Source organism: Halobacillus sp. A1-3 (genome assembly GCF_050971765.1).
Lineage (GTDB): Bacteria > Bacillota > Bacilli > Bacillales > Halobacillaceae > Halobacillus > Halobacillus mangrovi_B.
Genome location: NZ_JBPCEO010000004.1, coordinates 14305 through 38362, shown reverse-complemented (window position 1 = coordinate 38362; position 24058 = coordinate 14305). Strand labels below are relative to the sequence as shown.

Below are 24058 nucleotides of genomic sequence, written 5' to 3'. Positions count from 1 at the left end.
TCCTATTACAATAACCCTATAGACTCAGTTTCGATCCAAAACCGGACAACCATGTTACATCTATGGTAACGGAATCATCCCACCCAATGTTACATTAAATTCAAAGTCTTTAGTACTGTTGATTGAATAAGAACATCATTGGAAAAAGAGCTGTCCCACATAGAGACAGCTACTTCTTTTGTATCTTACTCTCTATTCTCCAGAAACGTAATCATATCAGTGAATTCTTTTGGAGGCTCTACTTCAAATTCCTTCCATTCCCCAGTTCTTGGATGGTCAAATCCTAAAGACTTCGCGTGCAGCGCCTGACCATCAAGCCCCCATGTTTTCCGAGGACCATATTTAGGATCACCGGCTAACGGGTGGTTAATGTACCGCATATGAACACGGATTTGGTGTGTTCTTCCCGTCTCTAGTTTACATTCAACTAAAGTAAAATCTTGAAAATGTTTTAGCACCCTAAAGTGTGTGACAGCTTCTCTTCCGCCTTCAACTACTGCCATCTTTTGACGGTCCTTCGGATCACGGCCTATTGGAGCATCAATGGTTCCATACTCGTGAGAGATCATACCATGGACAATTGCTTCATACTTCCGCTCCACTGATTTATTTTGAAGCTGCTCAACAAGAGATCTATGTGCTTTATCATTCTTTGCTACCATAAGGAGTCCGCTTGTATCTTTATCTATCCGATGGACAATTCCCGGCCGCTCAACCCCATTGATACCTGACAGGTCCTTACAATGGAATAAAAGTGCATTCACAAGCGTGCCTGACGGATGACCAGCTGATGGGTGTACAACCATTCCGGAAGGCTTATTGACTACTACCACATCTTCGTCTTCATAAACGATTTCAATAGGAATATCTTCTGCCACAATTTCTAAGGGTTCTGGCTCAGGAATGCTCCATGAGATCACTTCCCCTTCCTGCACCTTATAATTACTTTTTACAGCTTCTCCATCCACTAAAACAAACTTGTCTTTTAGCCAGCTCTGGATTTGTGATCTTGAAGCATCTTCAACGATATCAGTCAATAATTTATCAATTCTTTTCGACTGATCGCTTTCCAAAACTTGATATTGTTCACTCACGTTTCTATACTTCCTTTCTTTTTACGCTCATCTAAAAACGTTGCGATCATCACTAAGATAACTCCAATAACAAGTGATGAATCCGCAACATTAAATATTGGAAAATCATAGGTAAAAATATAGGTGTCTGCAAAATCAACCACTTCTTTACGTAACACTCGATCAATAAAGTTACCAATCGCACCAGCCAGAATTAATGAAAGGGCTACACCTGCGAGCTTACTCTCTTTCCCATATTGCTGAATGTAGTAAATGACGACCCCAATCACAATGACTGTGACAATATAGAAGAACCACATCTGCCCTTGTAAAATTCCCCACGCAGCTCCCTTGTTGCGATGGGATGTCAGGTAAAAGAAATTTTCTATGATAGGAATACTTTCCCCTATACGCATGTTTGTTACGACCAGCCACTTTGTGATTTGATCTAATATAATCATTCCGAGAGCTAATAAATAGTACGCTAACATAAACGGCCTCCATGAATCTTATTCCTAGGCTATTGTACCATAAAAAGAAGGTGTAAAATCAAAAACAAAAGGTGTCGACTAAAATCAGTACGACACCTTCCTAAAATAATTGAATTTCGCGTTATGTAAAACACGGCATTTTATGAATTTTGTGATGTCAATTCCTTCTCAACTAGCTCTTTCACTTCTTCCTCTTTATCAAGCTCAGTATCAAACAAATGATCCCAATCGTCATTATTAATCATTTCCATTTGAGCTTCAACAAGCTTACTCAACCTTGTCTTAAACACTTTCGCTTGCTTCTTCATTTCTTCGACTTCATAGGATAGACGCCTTGATTTATCTAACGCCTCATTAACAATCCGATCAGCATTCTTTTCCGCTTCCTGGATGATAATTTTTGATTCTTTATTGGCATTGCTTTTCACATCTTCTGCGGTTTCCTGTGCCACAAGAATTGATTTGTTCAGAGTCGTCTCGATATTTGTAAAATGGCCGAGTCGCTCATTCAATTGTTCTACTTCACGTTCTAATTCTTTTTTTTGCCTGATAATAATTTCGTAGTCCTTAATCACTTGATCAAGAAACTCATTTACTTCATCCTCTTCATAGCCTCTAAATGCTTTTGTAAACTCTTTGTTGTGAATATCCAATGGTGTTAATGGCACACCAACCACCTCCTTAGCGTAATCTGGTACATATTGGTTTCGACAGATCTCTACGAAATCCTGCTTTTTTTCGATTTAAATTAGTTTTCCTGTCGTCACTTTGTATTTCTCTTTTTTTGTTTTTCCTTGGACTTCTTCCAAGCGGCTTCTGCCTTTTCCACGTAATGACATGAGATCTCCTTCTTCTAAAAGAAATGCTGGATTTTCTACAACCCTGAAATTCACCTTCACATGCTTCGCTTCAATATGCATAACTGCTTTTTTTCGGGACATCCCGTAGATTTCTTTAAGAAGGACATCTAACCGGAGAGAGGAGACTGTTGTTTCCTTCTTTGACCACTCATTTGAATTTTCAAGAAGATGGGACATAGGCTTCTCTTCGAATTGCACACTCGACTTTTTTACACCAGTCAAATTCATCTTAATATAATCACTAATTTCAGAGGCAGCAACAATTTGAATTTTACCATCTTGAACAATCAAATCGCCCAATTTTTCTCGTTTTATGCCGAGAGACATAAAGGCACCTAGAACATCTCTATGTTCAAGGGTTACGAACTTTGTAAGGTACGTTGCCTCAAGCAGAGCAAGCTGATAATCTTCTTCATCGATAACCTCATACTCCGGGGCAATTATTGCACGTTTTCTCTCGGTATTCTCTTTTCCCCCAGAAAGACCATATATGAGGTCTGGCGTATTCCCAAGAATCGTCCTTAAAATCAACTGCTCTCTTGGGTCAAGAAAATCACTAAGTTTCCTTTGGTATTTCAACTCTACATCTTCACGCCAAGAAAGGACCTGATCGATGAAAGGACGTTCTTCTTCGCGGAAGTGCTGATAGATATCCATAACAAAACCTCCATACACAATAAAAGGAACAGATTAAAGAACACAGTATTTGTATTCTTAACCTGTTCCCTTGTTAAATTAAAAAATCATAAAATATAGTTGCTGCAATCCCTGCCTTGCAAAGTTCAGCACAAGAATTGCTACGATTGGTGAAATATCAATCATTCCTAGAGGAGGGATGATCTTACGGAATGGCTCTAGAAATGGCTCTGCCATTCTAGCTAAGATTTCACCAAAACTCGATTCCCTTGCACCAGGGAACCAGGACATTAAAATATAAATGATGAGAATCCAGCTATACACCTGCATAACTGTCATCAAAATGTTGAACAAAAAAACCATGGGCTACCACCTTCTATAAATTTCATCTTCTTCCTGTGAAATCATTTCTGAAATTGAACCGGAAATTTCTACATTATCCGGTGTGCAAAGAAATGTTTGTGCACCTAGCTTTTGAATATCTCCACCTATAGCATATACGGTACCGCTCAAAAAATCTACAATTCGCTTAGCTTGATGATGATCAACCCTTTGAAGGTTAATAACAACGGCACGACGGCTTACAAGCTGATCAGCAATTTCCTGAGCTTCGTTATAGTTGCTAGGCTCACTAAGTACCATTTTTGAGGAAGATTTCGCACTTTTTAAACTCACTATGTTTTGAGTATCTTGTTTTCTAGCGGTTCGTTGTTTCGGCTCGTATTCTTCTTCCATTTCATCATCCTCTACTTCCTCTTCAATGTATTCATATTCATCATCCAGCGTAAAAAATGAACGAAATTTATTTTTCATGCTCATTTTGATCACCTCAGTTTAATTTTATTAGCCAACTAGACTAGAACCAATTCGAATATGGGTAGCGCCTTCTTCAATAGCTAACGCATAATCATTGCTCATGCCCATGGACAAGTACTCACATGGTGCATGAGGCATATGCTTGTCTCTGATTCTGTCTCTTTGCGCCCTCAGCTGCCTGAATACACCACGCAGTTTTTCTTCATCATCTGTGTGAGGGGCCATTGTCATTAAGCCGACTACTCTGATATTCTCATAATTTTTCACAAGATCAATAAATTCTTCAACCTCTTCCATTTGAAGACCGTGTTTAGATTCCTCTTCACTGACATTGACTTGCACAAAACACTGGATAGGTTCATTTGCACGTTTATTAATTTCTTTTGCCAATGATTTACGGTCCAATGAATGGATCATCGTGACTTGGTTAATAACATCTTTTACTTTTCTTGATTGTAAGGAACCGATGAAATGCCAGCTGACATCATCTCCAATTGCTTCATACTTCTCAAGAAATTCATCTTTTCGATTTTCACCTAAATCCTTTATTCCTGCCTCCACCGCTTCACGGGCACGATCTATCGTTACATATTTAGTGACAGCAATAATGGTAATCTCATCTTTAGAACGTCCACAGTTTTCACATGCTTGTCCAATTGTTTCTGTAATTTTTGCTAAATTCTCTCTTACTGTCATCCTTATACTCCTTCCCGCTGATCAACTCTTCCAACCTATATAACCAAGCATCCGCCCGGTTTTTCCTTGGTCGCGTCGATGGGAATAAAATAAAGCATCTTCCTCGTATGTACAATAATTTGAGGTAAACACGTTGGATGACTGCACTCCAGCTTCAATAGCAACTTTCTCGTTCAGTTTCTTCAAATCCAACAAATATTTATTATTCCCTATTTCCATTATAGTCTCGTTTTGATATGCCTCGGGGATTGCATCCTTAACACGTTGATCAACCTCATAGTTTTTTGAGCTTATGCAAGGGCCGATCGTCATCTGGATGGTTTCGACGTTACAGCCTTGGTTAACAAGTTCCTTAACCATGTGAGAAGCCATCCCTTTGACGGTCCCTTTCCAGCCTGCGTGTGCGACTCCAATCCAGCCATTATCGGGCTCACAAAAAAATAATGGTACACAATCCGCATAGAAAGCTGCCAGAAGTATATTTGGCTGATTCGTAATTACCCCATCGACTCCAGCCAATGCGGACGTGTGTGTAAATGCTCCTTTTCCACAATCTTCTTTTGTGACTGTCTTAATCTTCGTATTATGAACTTGTTCACCTATCGCCCACTGTTCTAAAGGAATGCCGACTTCATTTGCCAGCTCTATCCTATTATCTAAAACGGTTTCTTTGTGGTCAGGTACATGCAGTCCCATATTCAATGTGTCAAAAGGTTTTTGACTATGACCACCTTGCCGAGTTGTAATACCAGCTATAAGATTTTTATATTCACGAAAGCAATTTAATTGTCGTAAAGTCTCGTGTTTGAAGGGCTCGATCATTTTACCACCTCAATTTCCCTTCATTTTAACACATTCTTCCTTGTTTTTCTCGTTTAATTAGTCGGATTCTGACTTTTGGCTTGTAGAATATCCACTGTACCCTGATTTTTTGACCAGGATGACATCAGCACCAATATTCACAATCTGATCCCATGGAATGACGAGCTCCTCTTCTTTCCCAAACAGTCCCATAGCTTTACCCTTCAGTGTCAAAACTAACCCTTGAAGCCTTCCGCGCTGGGTATCGATATCTAAATCGCTAATATAGCCTAAGCGTTCTCCTGTTTCCATTGCAATAACATCTTTCATTTGTAATTCAGTAATTTTCATTTTCGCTTCACTCCTTTGTAAAACTATATGCAGAAGAAGGCAGTGACTTGTTTAGAAATGAGAAGAGGGGCTGCGAGCCCTAGGTAAAGCCCTCAATTCAGAAAACGGGTACACCTCCTCTGCTCCTTTTCTTCTCTTCTCTGTTCCCTATTGTCTTTTCTATGTTCCATAATACAGGGTCTCTGTTCCCTAACTATTTTTGACCATAAAAAAGCGCTTCTGTTTTTATAAACAGAAGCGTACATTTGATTATTGGAACATGGATGAATTCATTTCTTTAATGGCGGCTTTTTCTAAGCGTGACACCTGAGCTTGTGATATACCGATCTCTTCAGCAACCTCCATTTGTGTTTTTCCTTGAAAAAAGCGTTTCGTCAAAATCATTTTTTCACGATCATTTAACTTCTTCATACCTTCCCGCAATGAAAGCTCATCAAGCCAGGTGGCATCATTTTCACGATCGTCTTTCAATTGATCGACTACAAAGATTGGATCTCCACCATCATTATAAATCGGCTCGAACAACGAAACAGGATCCTGAATAGCATCCATTGCGAAAACGACATCCTCATGGGGAACGCCCATCTTCTCGGCAATTTCATGTGGAGCTGGATCTTTACTCGTTTCACTAATGATTTTTTCTCTCATTTGCAAGGCTTTGTATGCCGTATCTCTTAAGGATCTAGAAACACGTATCGGGTTATTGTCTCTCAAATACCTGCGAATCTCACCGATGATCATCGGTACAGCGTAAGTAGAAAACTTCACGTTGTGACTTAAATCGAAATTATCAATGGATTTCATCAAACCGATACATCCGACTTGAAAAAGGTCATCACCATACTCCCCACGATTGTTAAAGCGCTGAATGACGGACAAGACTAAGCGAAGATTTCCATTGACCAATTCTTCACGTGCTTCGATTTCTCCGCTTTGCAGACGTACAAACAGGGCCCTCATCTCTTTATTGGTTAGTACAGGAAGTTTAGATGTATCTACACCGCATATTTCTACTTTATGTCGTGTCAATGCAAGACCCTCCCAGGAAGCTAGAATACGTTTTCAGTATCTCCCTGGAAGGAAAATTTATGCATGCTTGCATTTGGAAAATTTATACCATCTTATCAAATTCCCTTTGCAACCTGCGTATAATTTTCTTTTCTAAACGGGATATGTAGGACTGTGAAATACCCATCATATCCGCCACATCTTTTTGAGTTTTTTCTTTTTTACCGATCAATCCAAAACGAAGTTCCATAATTTGTTTCTCGCGATCATTAAGCTGTTCCAAAGCTGTCTTTAGTAACTTTTTATCAATTTTTTTCTCGATACCTTTAGTGATTAAATCTTCTTCTGTACCTAGGATATCAGATAGCAATAATTCGTTTCCGTCCCAGTCAACATTCAAAGGTTCATCAAACGAAACTTCTGTTTTAAGCTTATTACTTTTTCTAAGGTGCATAAGGATTTCATTTTCAATACATCGGGAAGCATACGTAGCAAGTTTAATTTTCTTCTCGGGATCGAACGTATTGACAGCCTTGATCAGCCCTATTGTCCCGATACTGATTAAGTCCTCGATATTTAAACCTGTGTTTTCAAACTTTCGTGCGATATAAACGACTAGACGAAGGTTTCTCTCAATCAGCATTGCTCTTGCTGCTTTGTCACCTTTAGGAAGAAGTTCTAATAACTCTTTTTCTTCTTCTCTCGATAGTGGAGGCGGTAAGGCTTCACTCCCACCAATATAGTAGATTTCGTCCTGCTTAATGCCTAACTTGATGAGAATACGATAAAACCATAGCCGCGCTTTGAAAAACCACTTTACCATAGAAATCCCCCTTGAACTTTACGCTGATTTTCCTTTGACCATGACATGTGGATGAATTAACAATTGATAAAGACGATCATGTGTCAAATCCTGCTGTTGAACTCCAAGTAAAGCCTGTTTTATTTCCAAATGTCCATCTGGAGTCTCTATCGTGATGGAATCAACTAACAGAGTTACAAGGAGCTGACCTTTTATTCCTGCTGCTGAATAAGGCACTAATCTTACCGCTTTTTGAATCTCATCCGGCAAATCGTCCATTGAAGTCACGACTTGATCGACTTGAAGAAGATCAAGCTCCTTTTGTCCCATGAATTGTTTTAAGACACTCGGATCTGCTAAAAACACCATCTTTCTGCTCACTGGATCAATCAACTGGTTACCACTGTCAACGAGTCCTTTGCACCCAGCCTTCTTCCCATTCCAACTAACACTCACGTCATAAATGTTTTCAAGTTTCATCCGATGAACACTGACTTGCTCCAGCCTCCATTTTGTAAACAAAAACGAACAAGGAAACCCAATTAGAACGAATAACCAACTGACCGGGTCACCATACCCCCCGGTGAATGTAACAACTGATCCACCTTGGACGCTGATCTCTGTTGCTAAAAAGAAGTGAACCCCAAGCATGCTTCCACCAATCGTAAAGGTAATAAAGTAAAAAGTTACCCATTGAAAAAAAAAGGCTCGGAGAGAGGAAAAAGAAAAGGCTACCCAAACGATGAAAAAAGAATAAAAGACCTTCCCTAAACTACTCATCAACCACGAATCTGGCATGTATATCGATATTGGCACAATGACTGAAGCTACCAAAGCAGCTAAAAATACCCGACTTCTTTTTGACTTTGCTCGTGTTACTCCCTGTGTTAAAAAAAGAATCATGGCATCCATCAAGAAATTGAGCAGCCACACGGCATCGAGATAAATTTTCCCCTCTCCTTTCTTGTCTTGTTATAGCAAAGTATAAGCCTGTCCCCGCGAAAAGTCTGTCAGAATCTGAACCAGACCTAAGCAAGTTTTGTAACAAAATGTCTGTAAGATATGCGGACAAGTTTGATAAACACGGCAAGCATAAACCAAGCATTGAAGTAGTGTACCACCTTGTTAAGATTGACTTATGACTCGAGTGTTTGTACAACGGAACTGGACAATGAAATATGGAGAGGGCGGGGATGGCACCCCTACAAGCGGCGGTTTATTGCCTCAAAAATCACTATATAACCTTTTGCTTAGTATTAAAGTTTCGATACGATTCTTTTCACTTAGGCATTATTTCCTCCCATTAGGGCTAGACCACATTATCCATAAGCTCCATAAATTTAGATTACAAAAAACCCGCTGCACTCTAATGTGCAGCGGGTTTACGCTCGAGATAATTAACGACGACGGTTCCGATTTCTTAAGAATGTCGGAATATCAAGTGTATCTTCTTCTTGATTCGGCATCTTTTGTTGTTGAGGTTGAGGAGATTCACGACGTGGCTGTTCTTCTCTCACTGAACGTTCAACTGTGTTTTGTTTTGGCTGTTGTTGCGGTTGTGGACGTTTCTTTTGTTGTCCTTGCGCAATCTGAGCTTCATCAAATCCTGTAGCAATTACAGTTACAACGATTTCGTCTTTCAGGTTCTCATTGATAACAGAACCGAAGATTACATTTACTTCTTGGTCTGCTGCAGATGTTACGATATCCGCCGCTTCCTGCACTTCATACAGGCTTAAGTTTGTACCTCCACTGATATTCATAAGAACACCATGTGCTCCATCAATGGATGTTTCAAGAAGTGGTGAGGAGATTGCTTTCTTCGCAGCTTCTGCTGCACGGCTTTCCCCAGTAGCGATACCGATTCCCATTAATGCGGAACCTTTGTCCACCATGATTGTCTTCACATCCGCAAAGTCTACGTTGATTAGTCCAGGTACAGCAATTAAGTCTGAAATACCTTGTACACCTTGACGAAGTACATTGTCCGCTTCACGGAATGCTTCAAGCATAGGTGTATTTTTATCAACAATTTCTAGCAGACGATCATTAGGGATTACGATCAATGTATCGACAGCGCCTTTAAGTCCTTCAATTCCGCCAGCTGCTTGTGTAGAACGCTTACGACCTTCGAATGTAAATGGTCGTGTAACTACACCTACTGTAAGAGCACCTAGCTCTTTTGCTACTTGCGCGATGACAGGGGCTGCACCAGTACCGGTTCCTCCACCCATACCAGCAGTAACAAATACCATGTCTGCGCCTTGCAACGCTTCTTCGAGCTGTTCTTTACTTTCTTCAGCGGCTTTCCGCCCTACTTCAGGGTTTGCACCCGCTCCTAAACCACGAGTTAGTTTTCCTCCAATTTGCATTTTGACCTCTGCTTTAGAAAGGTTTAATGCCTGGGCGTCTGTGTTGACTGCAATAAATTCAACACCTTGCACCCCATGTTCAATCATGCGGTTTACGGCGTTACTACCGCCACCGCCTACTCCGATTACTTTAATGGTTGCCAATTGGTCCATGCTTGTATCAAAATCTAACATCATCCGTTCCTCCTAATACACGAGATTACAAGATTTATTGTATCGTCCGTCCTTTGACCGACTCCAAGCTTCCAATTAATCAAAGAAATATTTTAATAGATTGGACAAGCCTGACTCTTTTTTCTTCTCTGGTTTTTCTGTTTCTTCTTTTTGCTGTTTTGTTGCTGCACGTTTTTGCTTTTTAGGTGCCGGTTGTTCTAATTCAGCGGTTACAGATGGAAAAATCTCTTTTCCTTGTATTTTCGCATTACGATAAGCGAATTGCAAGATGCCTACACCACTTGTAAATTGTGGTTCGCGCACTCCGATATAATCTGGAATTGCGAGTCTTACATTAGAATGGAATACATCCTGCGCCAGTTCAAGGACTCCTGGCATATTCATTGTACCGCCAGTCAACACAAAACCGCCCGGTAACTCCCGGACTCCCATGCGTTGAATTTCCTGAGCAGCAAACACAAAAATTTCTTCCATTCTAGCTTCAATCATATCAGAGATTTGCAATTGATTGAATGCTTGTTCTCGATTACTTCCTATAATTGTTACAGAAAAACTTTCATCTTCGTTGGCATCATCGAAAAAGGCATGCCCATGTTCAAGTTTCACTTGTTCTGCTTCCTCGGTTGAAGTCCTCAACCCAATGGACAGGTCTTTTGTAAGATTATCTCCCCCAAAAGGAATCATACTCGTTCCTTTTAGATGTCCTTCTTCAAAAACAGAGACAGTGGTAGATCCTCCTCCAACGTCTACAAGCGCAACGCCCAGGTTCTTTTCGTCTTCAGATAAGGAAACGGTTCCTGAAGCTAGTGGTTGTAAACATACATCCAACACTTCAAGTCCTGCTCTTTCCACGCATTTTAAGGTGTTATGTAAGACGGTTTTTGCGCATGTAATAATCATACCTTCCATCTCTAAACGTACACCAATCATCCCACGTGGGTCTGTGATTTCGTCCTGACCATCTACAATAAACTGGCGTGGAATGACATCTATAATTTCGCGCTCTGGAGGAACTGAAACAACTTGCGCAGCGTCGATGACACGTCTAATGTCCTCATTACCAATCTCTCTGCTTTCACTAGAAACAGCAACTACCCCATGACATGGCTGCAGTTGAATATGGTTCCCGTTAACTCCTACGACAACTCGGTCTATTTTCATATCCACCATCCGCTCTGCTTGCTCGACAGCAGTACGAATCGAATGGACCGTTTGATCGATATCAACAATGGCTCCTTTCTTCATGCCATTTGATTTTGCTGATCCAACGCCAATAATATTTAGCGTTTCGTTCATAATCTCTCCAATAATCACTTTGATTCTACTTGTTCCTATATCTAAACTAACTAGGATTTCATTTTGATTCACCAGTGACGCACCTCCTGTAACAAGCCATATGAGTAGTTCAAAGCATATCGAACATACGAAAAAAATACAATCATGAAATACAAACGTAAATGAATTGAAAAAATTCATCCTACGAATGATCTAGTAAGTTTCCAAAAACTCGTTCATTACTTGTTTTCCACAGACTTTCACGAATATCCTCTTATTTACGCTCATTTTTTTCTGATTTTGACTAGTAATTTTTGGTCAATAATTCACCAGCAAATAATCACTAGATTTGGAAATAAACGGATATCTAATGAAAGTAATCAATGACGCTTTGCGTCAAGTCCAAGCTTGATGTATCTCCAATTGCCGTATTGACAAAAGAAGCTGGATACCATCTAACATGATAACAGGTCCTGTACAAGAAAGATCGCTATTGCTGAAAACAAGATCGTCATTTAAATGGCTCTAACATAAGCAAACTACAACTCATTGATGACGATGAATTTCATGTACAAAATATTGATTAACCTGCTCTTCATCCGGGATGTATTCTGCATCTCTTAACGTGACTTTTCTTCTAGAATCTAATACTGGTAGAACACCAGCAAGCATCTAAAGTTCATTTCACCGTTGGACAAAATAAGCCAGTACTTTCTCCCTGCTTGCTAGTTTGCTGTCATACTCCTGTATTTTGTCACGCTTTACTTTAAGTTCATCTCTCAGTTTTTGTTTTTTTCTTCTAATTCCAAAAGCTGTTTTGTAAAAATAATCTTTCCCCATTGTGAATCACTTAACTGCACCAATTGAGGAGTGGTTTACCCTTGATTCTCATCTGCACTCTCCTCTTGGATGCTTCCCTCATCAGGACTGTCCGTGTTATCTTGTTCTACATTTTGGTTGTTTTCTTGCTGGGCGGCTTCTTGCTGGCTGCTATGTTGTTGACTAATCTCCTGTTGCACACTTTCCTCTCCAGACTGTTCAGTACTTTCTGATTGTTGTTCTTGTTCCGCCTCGGTAAATTCCTCGAAATAAGCACCTACATCAATATGGATAATTCCTTCAAGCCCTTCATCTAGTTGAGATACGATGGAAGGATACGCTGGCATCTTACTCGAGAAGGTGCGTATCGAAGCAAGTACTTGATAACCATCAGTCATATACAAACGAATTTGATAAGGGTTGTCCTCTTTTGGTTCCCAATGAATTTCAGAAATCAGACTTGAAACACTATCTGGCAGTTCTTTTAACTCCTGTGACATTTCTTTTAAGTAAGTGGGCTTATTAAAGCCTGCTAATATGGGAGCGTCTCCTCCAGGTAAAGGTGAAGTAGATTTCAGTTCTGTACCATTTTCCAGTATAGGGCGGAACTCACCGTTTTCTTTCACATATCCGATTCGTTCAGCCTCTTCCACTTCAATTTGTACCGTACTTGGAAACTTTCGATTTACATCTGCAAAAGTGATTTCATTATGTGATTCCAGACGTTTTTTAATTTTGTCGCTTTCTACTTGCCAAATGTTCGTATCTTTAGTGATCTTAGAGATTTCTTGAATCTCTTCTTCACTCACATGTTGCTGACCTTTGACAACGACCTCTCTTACATCACTAAGAGGGGATTGTAAATAAACGACTGTCGCAATTAAAAGAAATAAAATCGTCAAATAAACGATCAATCGACGATTCGCCTTCTTTTTTCTTGTTTGCTTAAGTTTTGGTATACGATCTTCTATGGAAACAATTTTTCTTTCTTCCATAACGGGCATTTCTCCTTACTGATGACACCCTTGAGTTGTGATTCACGGCTGCAAAAAAATAAGCTAAACCCATATCTAAGCTAAGGTTTTTCACCTTATTGATGTAAATCCCATTATATCATAAATTTGGAGTTATAGATTGATAGAGTTGAACTAGTTTTTAATAAAAAATTAATTAATTGTATCGCTGATAAACTACATATGTAACTGCCCGTTGATTATTTTCAATCAGATTAAATAAGAATACAAAAGAAAAGGGCGCAGATCATATTCTGCCCCTCCCCTACTCTCGATTAGAAAACCTGCTGACGCTAAGTAGTAACCCTAAAGATGCCAAAGTCAGCGTCAATGATGAGCCGCCATAACTAACCAGTGGGAGTGTGATTCCTGTCACCGGAATCAAACCTGTCACAACACTTACGTTGATCATCACCTGAATGGAGATCATTCCTACAATTCCTAGAGCTAGTAATGATCCGAAAAGGTCAGGAGCGTTAAGGCTTGTACGCACCCCTCTCCAGAGTAGTACGAAAAACAAAGCCAAGACAAGGAATCCTCCCAAGAATCCAAGTTCTTCTGCTAAAACAGCAAAGATAAAATCTGTTTGAGGCTCTGGAAGATAAAAGAATTTTTGCATGCTGTTGCCTAAGCCGAGGCCTAAAAGTCCACCTGGTCCAATTGCGTACAGGGATTGTATAATTTGAAAGCCAGCCCCTAATGGATCTTCCCACGGGTGTAAGAAAGCTGTTATCCTTTTGATTCGATATGGAGCAGACGCGATTAATCCAACCATCCCAGCCATTCCTGCTGCTGCAATCCACATGAAGTGACTGATTCTAGCACCAGCTGTGAACATCATGACAAGACATGTTCCAACCATAACGACCCCTGTACCAAGGTCTGGCTGCAGCATGATGAGGGCAAACGGCACTAGAATAAGTGCGAGGCCAGGCAAGAAACCTTCCTGGAAAGAGTTCATCCGTTTTTGCCTGTCCGATAAAAAGCGTGCAAGGAAAAGAATCAGACCAAGCTTCATGAATTCAGACGGTTGAATACTGAACATTCCTACACCAATCCAGCTTCTCGCTCCTCCACGAACCATCCCTACTCCAGGAATCAACACAGCAATCAAAAAAACGAGACATATGAGCAAGATCCATTTTGCATGAGAGTACCAAAAGTAATAAGGGATCCTTGATAACGTCACCATAGCTATAAGCCCAGCTGTTGCAAAGAGAATTTGTCTCTTTGCATAAAACCATGGATCATCAAACTTATACTCTGACCAGATGCTTGATGAACTGTAAACCATGACAATCCCAATCACCAAAATACCGATAATGGCTGCATTCAACCATAAATCTGGCTTTTTTTGTTTTTCTTCCATAAAAAAGCCCTACCTCCCATCTGGATGGAAAACAGGGCTATAAGCTTGTTCGCATAAGCCCTTAGTTCAGCTTATGCACAGCATCGATAAACATGTTGCCTCTTTCTTCAAAAGTTCTGTATTGGTCCCAGCTCGCACATGCAGGGGAAAGTAAGATAACATCTCCTTGCTGAGACATCTCGTTAGCCTTCTCTACAGCCTCATGCATGCCGTTCACCTTAATAATCTTATCTATCCCTGCTTGTCTCCCTGTTTCTTCTAACAGATCAGCCGTTTCACCAAAGAGAACCATACCTTTGACAGAGCCGAGATAAGGAATCAGGCTTTCAAAGGTGGTACCCCGATCAAGTCCGCCAGCTAGTAAAATAACAGGCTGCTTAAAGGAACGCAAAGCATAAGAGGTAGCTAGAATATTCGTCGCCTTTGAATCATTATAAAAAGAACGTCCATTTTTCTCCGTTACAAATTGAAGGCGATGTTCTACTCCTGAGAATGTCCTTAACACTTTTTGAATGGCTTTATTAGATACACCATTAACTTTTACCGCAGCAATCGCAGCTAATATATTTTGCAAGTTTTGCTCACCGACGAGTACGATTTCTCTGACTTTCATTATAGTTTCATCGTAAAAATAAACCCATTCCCCGTCGGACCATGCCCCTTCTACTTGTTGTTTAGTAGAAAAGGCTACTAGCTTAGCTTTGGTACGTGAAGTATAGGCGTTAATCTTCTCATCATCAGCGTTAAACACAAGAGTATCCGCTTCTGTCTGATTTTCCATAATCTTCACTTTTGCCTCATGATAGTTCTCGAGTGTGCCATGATAATCAAGGTGAGCTTCATAAAGGTTTAGTAAGACAGAGATGTCCGGTCGGAAATTTTCCGTTCCAAGCAATTGGAAGGAAGATAATTCAACCACCATGGTCTCTTCATCTGTTGTAGAACGCGCCACTTCACAAGACACTTTACCGATGTTCCCTGCAATAGAAACTGGCTGATGATCTGCCTTGATCATTTCATGAATCAATGTTGTTGTTGTCGTTTTTCCATTGGAACCTGTAACTGCAATTAGCGGCCCATTGTGAAGGTGACCGGCAAGCTCAACTTCGGTCACGACAGGTAATTTCCTTTTCACACTTTCCTCCACAACAGGGTTCTCATAAGGGATCCCTGGGTTCTTTACTAATAGGTCAATATCGTCCAAAACGGACAAAGGGTGTCCGCCAGTTATGATATCTGCCCCTTTTTCTTTTAACTGCTGAATCTCTTCGCTGGATTCAACAGCATTTTTATCATTAATCCTTACTGTTACGCCGCTGTCCAACAAAAGATGAGCAGCAGCCGTCCCGCTTTTGGCCAGCCCAAGGACGAGCACGTGGTTGTAAGGGAAAGATTCTAATTTTTTCATCAGAACATCACCTCAATATAAACACCAAGAACAGCAAAAATTAATCCTACTGCCCAGAATGTCGTTACGACGCGCCACTCTGACCAGCCCTTTAATTCATAGTGGTGATGTAAAGGACTCATCTTAAATACGCGCTTTCCAGTCGTTTTAAAAGAAATAACCTGAATAATAACTGACAGAGTCTCTAGAACAAAAACACCGCCAATAATGACAAGGAGTAACTCCAATTTCGTCAAGATGGCAATAATTGCAATCGCGCCCCCGAGGGCTAGTGATCCTGTATCGCCCATGAATACTTTTGCGGGGTGAGCATTAAACACTAAAAATCCTAGGAGGGCACCGACAACAGCCAATGCGAAAATAGTAACATCAATATTGGTATCCCCTGTCCATGCAAGAATACCGAAAGCACCAAACGCGATCGCTGCAGTTCCTGCTAATAAACCATCAAGCCCATCGGTAAGGTTCACGGCATTGGAACCCCCAACGAGCATGAAAAGAATGAGAAGCGCATATCCGAAACCTAATTCTACTTCCAATGTGGTGCCAGGCACCCCGATCGTTGTAGGAAAATCATTTTGTCTCAAAATCATGTATACAACAATCGCAATAATGATTTGACCCAGCATTTTCTGCTTTGAAGTCAACCCAAGGTTCCGCTTCAACGCAACTTTTATATAGTCATCTAGAAATCCTAGTAGTCCATAACCTATAAGAACAAATAATACTAAAAACAAATGAATACTCGTAGATTGAGCATTAAACCAAAAAGAAGCAATCAATGTCGTTGCAATGACTGCTAGGATAATCATGACTCCGCCCATTGTTGGTGTTCCAGATTTTTTCTGATGTGACTGAGGTCCTTCTTCTCTAATCGCCTGACCGAACTTCAATCTTCTTAAAAACGGGATAATCATCGGCGATATCACGACAGTAATCACGAATGATAATGCCATAGTGATAAGTAATATGTATTCGTCCATGTATTGCTCCTCCTTATACTTTATCGTCATCGCCGTAGGTTTACTCTGTTAATTCATTAAGCAGCTCTTCAAGTTTCATTCCTCTGGATGCTTTAATTAATACTACTGTTTCAGACGTCAACATCGGGCGTACATAATGACATAAAGCTTCTTTATCTTTGAAATGGGATGTTTGAATAGTTGGCTTGTTCTGACTGACAGCCGTAGAAATTTTCTCAGAATGATCACCGATTGTAAAGAGAGCATGAATGTTCTCATCAATGGCCTCTGCTACACTTTCATGTAATTCTTCTGATTGCTCACCAAGTTCAAACATATCACCTAATATTAACACCTTTTTAGATTTGGATGTCAATTGCGCAATAACTTCAATTACAGCTTTCATCGATGTTGGTGACGCATTGTAAGCGTCATTAATGATGAGGGAATGATTGAGCCCTTCTACCTTCTCAAATCTCATACCGGACATCTCAAGCTGATGAAAACCTTTTTGTACCTCTTCTTGTGTTAAACCAAGTTGTTCAGCTAGAGCAATTACGAAACAAGCATTTTTCACGTTATGGCGACCGGCCATTGGCAATTCGTACGTGTGGCCCGTAAGCGAGAATACACTTCTATTATCGGAAAGTTCTTCAACCACGATAGGATAAGCATTATTTTCATTAAACCCACACGTAATGGTTGATTGCTGTTTCTTCACACTTGAAAGAAGCGGTTCATCTCCATCAATAATCAGCCGGCCATTTTGTTGCAATCCGTCTGTAATTTCTAATTTGGCCGCTGCAATCGCTTCTCTTGAACCCAGATTTTCAATATGAGACTCACCAATATTGGTAATAATCGCGTGATCCGGATGCGCCAAATTGGAGAGCACGGAAATTTCACCAGCTTTATCCATCCCCATTTCCAGTACAAGTGCTTCGGTATCTTGATCCATAGCTAGAATCGTCAAAGGAAGACCGATATGGTTGTTGAAATTGCCCTGGGTTTTGTGCGTTTTAAAGTGAGTGGACAGTACAGATGCCACCATATCCTTCGTAGTTGTTTTTCCATTTGAGCCTGTAACGCCTACTACTTTAGGTGAAATTTTATTTAAATAAAAAGAGGCTAGATCCTGCAGTCCCTTCGTAGTGTCCTCAACAAAGAACACTGGAAAATCTGTCGGAATCATAGCAGGCAACTCACGATCTTTTTGCCATAGTGATGCTACGGCGCCTTTCTTTATAGCTTCCGCTAAGAATTGATGGGCGTCAAAAGATTCTCCAATGATCGGCACAAAAAGGCTTTGGCTTGATTCTTTCCTTGTATCCGTCATAATCTCATTGATTGAAATTCGATCCGTTGCCGCTCCCCTAAAATCCGAAAAAAGTGTAGATAGTTCTTGAACTTCAAAAATCATTATGGACTCTCCTTCATACTTCTTAGAATCTTTCTTGCAACCTCACAATCATCGAAATGATGACGGACGCCGTTAATTTCCTGATATGTTTCATGTCCTTTTCCAGCAATCAATACGACATCTCCTTTAGCTGCTGTCCTTAATGCGGATTCGATTGCTAGTTGTCGATTTTCAATAACTTTATAGGTTCCCTGTACATGATTGGTCATATCTTTAAATATTTGATTTGGATTTTCAGTACGTGGATTATCTGATGTGAAAATCACACGATCTGCCCACTTTACAGCCACCTGAGCCATTAAAGGACGCTTGCTGCGATCACGATCTCCTCCACAACCTACCACGACGTGAATCTGACCCGTACACAATTCTGCTATCGTCTTCAGTACGTTCTCCAAGGAATCAGGTGTATGGGCATAATCTACAACCACACCATAGTCTTGCCCTTCTCTAACAGGTTCGAAACGTCCACGAACACCCCTCGATTGGTTAAAAGATTGTTGAATGACTGATAAAGGGATACCTGAGAGAAGAGCTGCTCCTGCAGCGGCGAGCATGTTATAAACATTAAAAAGCCCCATTAGCGGGCTATCAATACGTACTTCATTCTCTGGAGTCGTGAGCGTAAAAGTTGTTCCCGTCTCCTTAAGCACACAATCCTTAGCCATAATGTCAGCACGTTGGTTGATTCCATAGGTCAATAGAGGCTGGGAAGTGGATCTGATAAACCTTTTAGCTACAGGTGAATCCATGTTTATAATTGCGTATTTGTCACGTCCACTATTATACCCATTCCCCAATTGCGCGAACAATAGGGACTTAGCCCGAAGATAATCATCGAAATCATGATGATAATCCAAATGGTCTCTTGTTAAATTCGTAAATATGGCAATATCAAAATCACAGCCATATACTCTGCCTTGATCGAGCGCATGAGAGGATACCTCCATAATGGCCGTATCTACTTTTGAATTTTTCATCATAGAGAGATATTTTTGGATTGAAAGGGCATCAGGTGTCGTATTTTTTACTGGATAGGCTTTACCTGCGACACATATTTGTATGGTTCCGATTAAGCCTGTAACCTTTTTATGACGGCAGAATACTTCATCGAGCAAGTAAGTAATGGTCGTCTTGCCATTGGTGCCAGTCACTCCTATGACGTGCAGACTTTCTGACGGATGGCCGTAAAAGGTAGAAGCCACCATGGCCATTGCCCTTACAGTATCATTGACTAGAATGACAGGGACGCTAGTATCAACGCTTTCTTCGCACATGACAGCAACAGCCCCATTGTTTACTGCGTCCTGGACATAATCATGACCATCAACCTTAATTCCCCTTATACAAACAAAAAGGTCGCCAGGACCAATGGATCTTGAATCCATTGAAATCCCTTGAACCGATAATCTTGAAATGGGCTGAGTTACTTGATAAAAAGGAAGATGCTCTAACAACTTTTTCATTTTCATAACTGTCACCCTCACACACATACAAGACGTATTATATCAAACGAACAAACCTCTTGTATGCTCTCTTTTTTTAATTTCCCATATACACTCTAACTTTTGAACCGCTTGGAACCTTAACCCCTGCTTCTGGGGCCTGTGTGATGACCTTATTGCCTTTACCGCTTACTTCTACTTTCAATGGAGTAAGGAGATTTTTCAGTTCTTTTTTCTCCATCCCTGTAACGTTCGGTACTTCAACGAGAGGTTCATCTGGCCAAGAATATTCCTTCTCCAGACCATCTTTTCGAGGCTTAACTCCCAATACTCTCAGACTGTCCTCCATAATGTTTCCGACAATTGGTGCAGCGACTACACCACCGAATTGAACGGTGTTTTTAGGGTTATCAATCGCGAGGTACACAACAAGCTCCGGATCATCAGCAGGAGCAAAACCGATAAAGGAAACGATGTGATTATTTTCCATATATTTACCGTCAGGGCCTACCTTTTGTGCTGTTCCTGTCTTACCTCCAACACGGTATCCCTCTACATAAGCTCCTCGACCTGTTCCTTTCGCGACTACACTTTCGAGTGCACCACGAATTTGTTTGGACGTCTCAGCTGAAATGACCCTCTTCTTCAATTTAGGTTCATTCTTTTCTAATACCTCACCAGATATAGGGTCAAGCCAAGCTTCTTGAATATAAGGCTCATAATAATATCCACCATTAACTGCGGCTGCTACGGCCATGACTTGCTGAATCGGTGTAACTGAAACCCCTTGACCAAAAGCCGTAGTCGCCTGTTCGACAGGACCTACGTTTTCAGGTTTAAAGAGAATTCCTTTACCTTCCCCTTCTAAGTCTATGCCCGTTTTCTCACCAAAACCGAACAAATCGATATATTCAAACAGTTTTTCTTTACCCAAACGCTGTCCCAATTCAACAAAGCCAGGGTTACAGGAGTTTTGCACAACTTCCAGGAATGTTTGATCTCCATGCCCCCCTCGTTTCCAGCAGTGGAGAGTAGCTCCATCTACTTTGACTGCCCCTGAATCATGAAAATGTTCATCTTGTAAGTTCACAAGATCCTCTTCCAGGGCAGCAGCTAGGGTGATGATCTTGAACGTCGAACCCGGCTCATACGTACTCCACACAGGCAAATTTCTGTTATAGACCTTAGAGTCCACCTCTTGATAATTGGCAGGATTAAAGTTCGGACGTGATGCCATTCCGACGACTTGTCCTGTATCAGGGTCAACCGCTAACGCCACTGCCCCGTCAGGATTATACTTTGCAACAGCAATGTCCAGCTCACGTTCAATAATAGACTGCACTTTGTAATCAATTGTTAACTGTAAGTCTTTTCCGTCGACAGGAGGTTTATATACATCCGCCATATCAGGCATACGTTTCCCTTTGGCATCAGAGAAAAAGGAAAGGGCACCCTTTTCACCTCTTAATTCTTCATCATAGTGCGCCTCAAGCCCAAGCAATCCTTGATTATCAATTCCACTAAAACCGAGTACATGAGAAAGAAAAGATCCATGGGGATAATAACGTTCAGAGTCTTCTGCGATATAAACCCCTGGCATCGAAAGGGATTGTATCGCTTTCGCCTGAGCTTCTGAAATCTTTCTTCCTTCAGGGTGGATCTTCTCAATGGATATTTGTTTCGTCACATGCGTGTAAGCTTTCTCAACACTCATTTCAAGAATTTGGGCTAGGTTTTTGGCAGTCGATTCAGGATCTTTAATTTGTCTGGGTACAACCATCACTGTAGGCGCTGACTGATTGCCTACGAGAACTTCTCCATTCGTATCTAAGATTTTCCCTCGTTCAGGTTCGAAAGTGATGTCACGGCTCCAGGATTCCTCCGCTTTTGAAATAAGAAAGTCACTGAGGAAAAATTGAACATAGCCTAATCTTCCGATAATAACCATAAAAATAACCATTCCAAAAAGAAAAACAGTGATTAATCGTTTCTTGACTATTACTTGTGATACTCGTCTCATCTCCATAACTCCTTTAAAAGTCGTTAGAGTCGGCTTGTATCACTATATGCAATCAAGAAACGATTAGAACACTGCCTGGAATGGCCTTATTCTGTATCGGGCGGGGATAGTTCTACAACTAAATACCCGTCTTCTTTTATTTTTGATCCTTCTGTAATTCCTTGTGAGGTTACATATCCGTTCCCCATCGTTTCAATATTTAAATCAAAATATTCTGCAAAACGATGAACATCTCTTAAGGAATAACCAGTTAGATCCGGCATTTCCGGTTCATCCGTTATCACCATGATCCGTTGATTTTTCAGCACCTTGGTGCCTGGAGCAGGGAGAATATCTACGACATTTTCTCCGTTCCCAATCATTTCAACGCTGTTGAAAGTTTCTTTTAGCTTTGATTCAGCTTCATTCGAAGACATCTCTGTTACATCTGGCAATTTGTGCTGAGATACACTGTTATCTTCATCTTTATCCGGCTGAATATCTAGATAGTGCAAACTATTTTCCATAACTGTTCTAGTAATGTAAGAAACTGGTTCTGAACCTAATTCAGTAGGTTCAAGCTCTGGCTGTTTTACTGCTACATACATCAACAGTTCAGGATCATCTTTCGGAGCCATTCCCATGAACGAGAACACGTAGTTTTCACGTCCAGACATATAGCCGCCACCAGGCTTATTGATTTGCGCTGTTCCCGTTTTACCAGCAAGAGAGTAATCATCCAGCTTAAAGGACTGTCCTGTTCCGTTTTCAGAAGTTACGACTTCTCCCATAAGTTCTCTGACTTTCTCAGCTGTATCTTCAGAAATTGGTTCACCAATCACTTCTGGTTTTCCTTCTTTTAAGACTTCACCTGTTTCACTGGAAGTGATTTCAGATAACATATATGGCTGCATAATTTTCCCGTCGTTTGCAACAGATGTTGCAGCGGTCAAGAGCTGCATAGGAGTAAAAGTAGATCCTTGTCCAAACCCTGTAGTAATCTGTTCAATTGGACGTTCATATACCAATCTACCTGTAAGTTCTCCAGGAAGATCGATCCCAGATTTATCTGTTAAATTAAAGGCAGACAAATACTTACGAAATTTCGTTGGTCCAAGCTTTTCATATACAAGCTTGGAAGCTGCAACGTTGGAGGACCGTTGGAAACCTTCATCGTATGAAATCTTGCCCCAGCCCTCGCCATTATTATGATCACCAATCGATTGAGAGTTCTCGGTTACCTTATAAGTCCCAGACTGAAACAACTCACCGTCACCGTTATAAACACCTTCCTCAATGGCAGCGGCCCATGTGAAGATTTTCATTGTCGATCCTGGCTCAAACGGGTAGGAAATCAAATCATTGTACCAGTTCTGAACATCTCCAATGTCATTAGGGTTATAACTAGGGCGATTACTCATGGCAAGAATCTCGCCCGTATCAGGATCCATGACGGCAGCCATGATCTTTTCAGGGCTATATTGGTCATCTACTTGACTCATGGCATCCTCAAGGAAGGTCTGGATTTTTTGATCGATCGTCAAATGAACGTCTTCACCATTATCGGGCTCTGTCATTACTTGATTCGGATCGAGCAACTTGGTTCCGTATTTATCACGTTCGTATTTAATCGATCCCTTTTTTTCTTGTAAATATTTTTCCATTTGTTTTTCTATTCCAGTAACACCAGAAATCTTACCGTCCTCTGAGCGGGCAAACCCAATGACATGAGAAGCAAATAAACCATTTGGATAATACCTTTTTGCTTCTTCTTCAAATTCGATGCCGCTCAATTCAAGGTCCTTGATTTCTTCCATTTTTTCTTGAGAAATTTCTCGACCGTTTGCACCAAACTCAACTTGGAAACGGTTATTTTCTTTACCGCTTTCCATGATTTCAGCCATGGCACTTGCTTCCATATCCAACAAAGGAGCCAATCTTGACGCTGTCTTCTCAATGTCCGTCACATGATTGGGCTCCTTAGGATTTGTCGTATAGTCAGGGTCTACAATGGCATGTAACCTGTACATGGGTCGATCATAAGCGAGGACCATACCATTTTTATCAAAGATCTTTCCTCTTTTTGCGTCAATTTCATAAGAACTTGTACGGACATCCTTGGCCCACTTTTCCAAGTTTACTCCTTCGACCGTTGCCGTCGTTTCAATGTATAAGAACCTTCCGGCAATGATGAGGAACATGAAAGAAAACGCCAAAATTAATAGAGCTGCACCTCTATGTGTGTTCGGACTTTTCATATCATATCAC

General features: G+C 40.8%; 23 protein-coding genes. All 23 read right to left on the bottom strand.

Annotated features, from left to right (window positions below; genetic code table 11):
- Positions 1-185: 185 nt before the first annotated feature.
- Entirely contained in the window at positions 186-1094 is a 909-nt protein-coding gene (locus ACRYKC_RS08025; protein WP_433806225.1) for an RluA family pseudouridine synthase, read from the bottom strand.
- Positions 1091-1564: a signal peptidase II gene (gene lspA / locus ACRYKC_RS08020; RefSeq protein ID WP_433806224.1), complete on the bottom strand. Its 474-nt coding sequence runs from the start codon at positions 1562-1564 to the stop codon at positions 1091-1093. Before lspA ends, ACRYKC_RS08025 begins: the two co-directional genes overlap by 4 nt.
- Positions 1565-1704: 140 nt before the next feature.
- Positions 1705-2232 (bottom strand): DivIVA domain-containing protein, encoded by a 528-nt coding sequence (locus ACRYKC_RS08015; protein ID WP_433806223.1) that lies wholly within the window; start codon positions 2230-2232, stop codon positions 1705-1707.
- A 75-nt stretch (positions 2233-2307) separates the two neighbouring features.
- Complete coding sequence (locus ACRYKC_RS08010; RefSeq protein WP_433806222.1) at positions 2308-3081, bottom strand: YlmH family RNA-binding protein; 774 nt, start codon at positions 3079-3081, stop codon at positions 2308-2310.
- A gap of 78 nt (positions 3082-3159) precedes the next feature.
- Entirely contained in the window at positions 3160-3423 is a 264-nt protein-coding gene (locus tag ACRYKC_RS08005; RefSeq protein ID WP_433806221.1) for a YggT family protein, read from the bottom strand.
- 3 nt (positions 3424-3426) lie between these two features.
- The gene (locus tag ACRYKC_RS08000; protein WP_433806220.1) at positions 3427-3879 is read right to left on the bottom strand and encodes a cell division protein SepF; all 453 of its coding nucleotides are present in this window, start codon (positions 3877-3879) and stop codon (positions 3427-3429) included.
- A gap of 24 nt (positions 3880-3903) precedes the next feature.
- Positions 3904-4572, bottom strand: coding sequence for a YggS family pyridoxal phosphate-dependent enzyme (locus ACRYKC_RS07995; protein ID WP_433806219.1), 669 nt, complete (start codon positions 4570-4572; stop codon positions 3904-3906).
- A 21-nt stretch (positions 4573-4593) separates the two neighbouring features.
- Positions 4594-5394: a peptidoglycan editing factor PgeF gene (pgeF, locus tag ACRYKC_RS07990; protein ID WP_433806218.1), complete on the bottom strand. Its 801-nt coding sequence runs from the start codon at positions 5392-5394 to the stop codon at positions 4594-4596.
- A gap of 57 nt (positions 5395-5451) precedes the next feature.
- Complete coding sequence (locus tag ACRYKC_RS07985) at positions 5452-5724, bottom strand: YlmC/YmxH family sporulation protein (RefSeq protein WP_433806217.1); 273 nt, start codon at positions 5722-5724, stop codon at positions 5452-5454.
- Positions 5725-5973: 249 nt separating this feature from the next.
- Positions 5974-6753, bottom strand: coding sequence for an RNA polymerase sporulation sigma factor SigG (gene sigG, locus ACRYKC_RS07980; protein ID WP_433806216.1), 780 nt, complete (start codon positions 6751-6753; stop codon positions 5974-5976).
- 82 nt (positions 6754-6835) lie between these two features.
- Positions 6836-7555, bottom strand: a complete 720-nt coding sequence (gene sigE, locus ACRYKC_RS07975) for an RNA polymerase sporulation sigma factor SigE (RefSeq protein WP_085030026.1) — start codon at positions 7553-7555, stop codon at positions 6836-6838.
- A gap of 18 nt (positions 7556-7573) precedes the next feature.
- Positions 7574-8482 carry a sigma-E processing peptidase SpoIIGA gene (gene spoIIGA, locus ACRYKC_RS07970; RefSeq protein WP_433806586.1) on the bottom strand — a complete coding sequence of 303 codons (909 nt, stop codon included), beginning with the start codon at positions 8480-8482 and terminating at the stop codon, positions 7574-7576.
- 449 nt (positions 8483-8931) lie between these two features.
- The gene (gene ftsZ, locus ACRYKC_RS07965; RefSeq protein ID WP_433806215.1) at positions 8932-10080 is read right to left on the bottom strand and encodes a cell division protein FtsZ; all 1149 of its coding nucleotides are present in this window, start codon (positions 10078-10080) and stop codon (positions 8932-8934) included.
- Positions 10081-10155: 75 nt separating this feature from the next.
- Complete coding sequence (ftsA, locus tag ACRYKC_RS07960) at positions 10156-11448, bottom strand: cell division protein FtsA (RefSeq protein WP_433806214.1); 1293 nt, start codon at positions 11446-11448, stop codon at positions 10156-10158.
- Between the two features lie 591 nt (positions 11449-12039).
- Positions 12040-12195, bottom strand: coding sequence for a hypothetical protein (locus tag ACRYKC_RS07955; RefSeq protein ID WP_433806213.1), 156 nt, complete (start codon positions 12193-12195; stop codon positions 12040-12042).
- A gap of 35 nt (positions 12196-12230) precedes the next feature.
- Positions 12231-13169, bottom strand: coding sequence for a cell division protein FtsQ/DivIB (locus ACRYKC_RS07950; RefSeq protein WP_433806212.1), 939 nt, complete (start codon positions 13167-13169; stop codon positions 12231-12233).
- Positions 13170-13452: 283 nt separating this feature from the next.
- Positions 13453-14556, bottom strand: coding sequence for a stage V sporulation protein E (gene spoVE / locus ACRYKC_RS07945; RefSeq protein WP_085030032.1), 1104 nt, complete (start codon positions 14554-14556; stop codon positions 13453-13455).
- Between the two features lie 61 nt (positions 14557-14617).
- A complete protein-coding gene (gene murD, locus ACRYKC_RS07940) occupies positions 14618-15964 on the bottom strand; it encodes a UDP-N-acetylmuramoyl-L-alanine--D-glutamate ligase (protein WP_433806211.1) in 1347 nt (448 codons plus the stop codon).
- Entirely contained in the window at positions 15964-16947 is a 984-nt protein-coding gene (gene mraY, locus ACRYKC_RS07935; protein WP_433806210.1) for a phospho-N-acetylmuramoyl-pentapeptide-transferase, read from the bottom strand. Before mraY ends, murD begins: the two co-directional genes overlap by 1 nt.
- A 40-nt stretch (positions 16948-16987) precedes the next feature.
- The gene (locus tag ACRYKC_RS07930) at positions 16988-18346 is read right to left on the bottom strand and encodes a UDP-N-acetylmuramoyl-tripeptide--D-alanyl-D-alanine ligase (RefSeq protein WP_433806209.1); all 1359 of its coding nucleotides are present in this window, start codon (positions 18344-18346) and stop codon (positions 16988-16990) included.
- A complete protein-coding gene (locus ACRYKC_RS07925) occupies positions 18346-19818 on the bottom strand; it encodes a UDP-N-acetylmuramoyl-L-alanyl-D-glutamate--2,6-diaminopimelate ligase (protein WP_433806208.1) in 1473 nt (490 codons plus the stop codon). Before ACRYKC_RS07925 ends, ACRYKC_RS07930 begins: the two co-directional genes overlap by 1 nt.
- A 70-nt stretch (positions 19819-19888) precedes the next feature.
- Positions 19889-21811 (bottom strand): stage V sporulation protein D, encoded by a 1923-nt coding sequence (locus tag ACRYKC_RS07920; protein ID WP_433806207.1) that lies wholly within the window; start codon positions 21809-21811, stop codon positions 19889-19891.
- Positions 21812-21897: 86 nt separating this feature from the next.
- Positions 21898-24048 (bottom strand): penicillin-binding protein, encoded by a 2151-nt coding sequence (locus ACRYKC_RS07915; RefSeq protein WP_433806206.1) that lies wholly within the window; start codon positions 24046-24048, stop codon positions 21898-21900.
- Positions 24049-24058 lie beyond the last annotated feature (10 nt).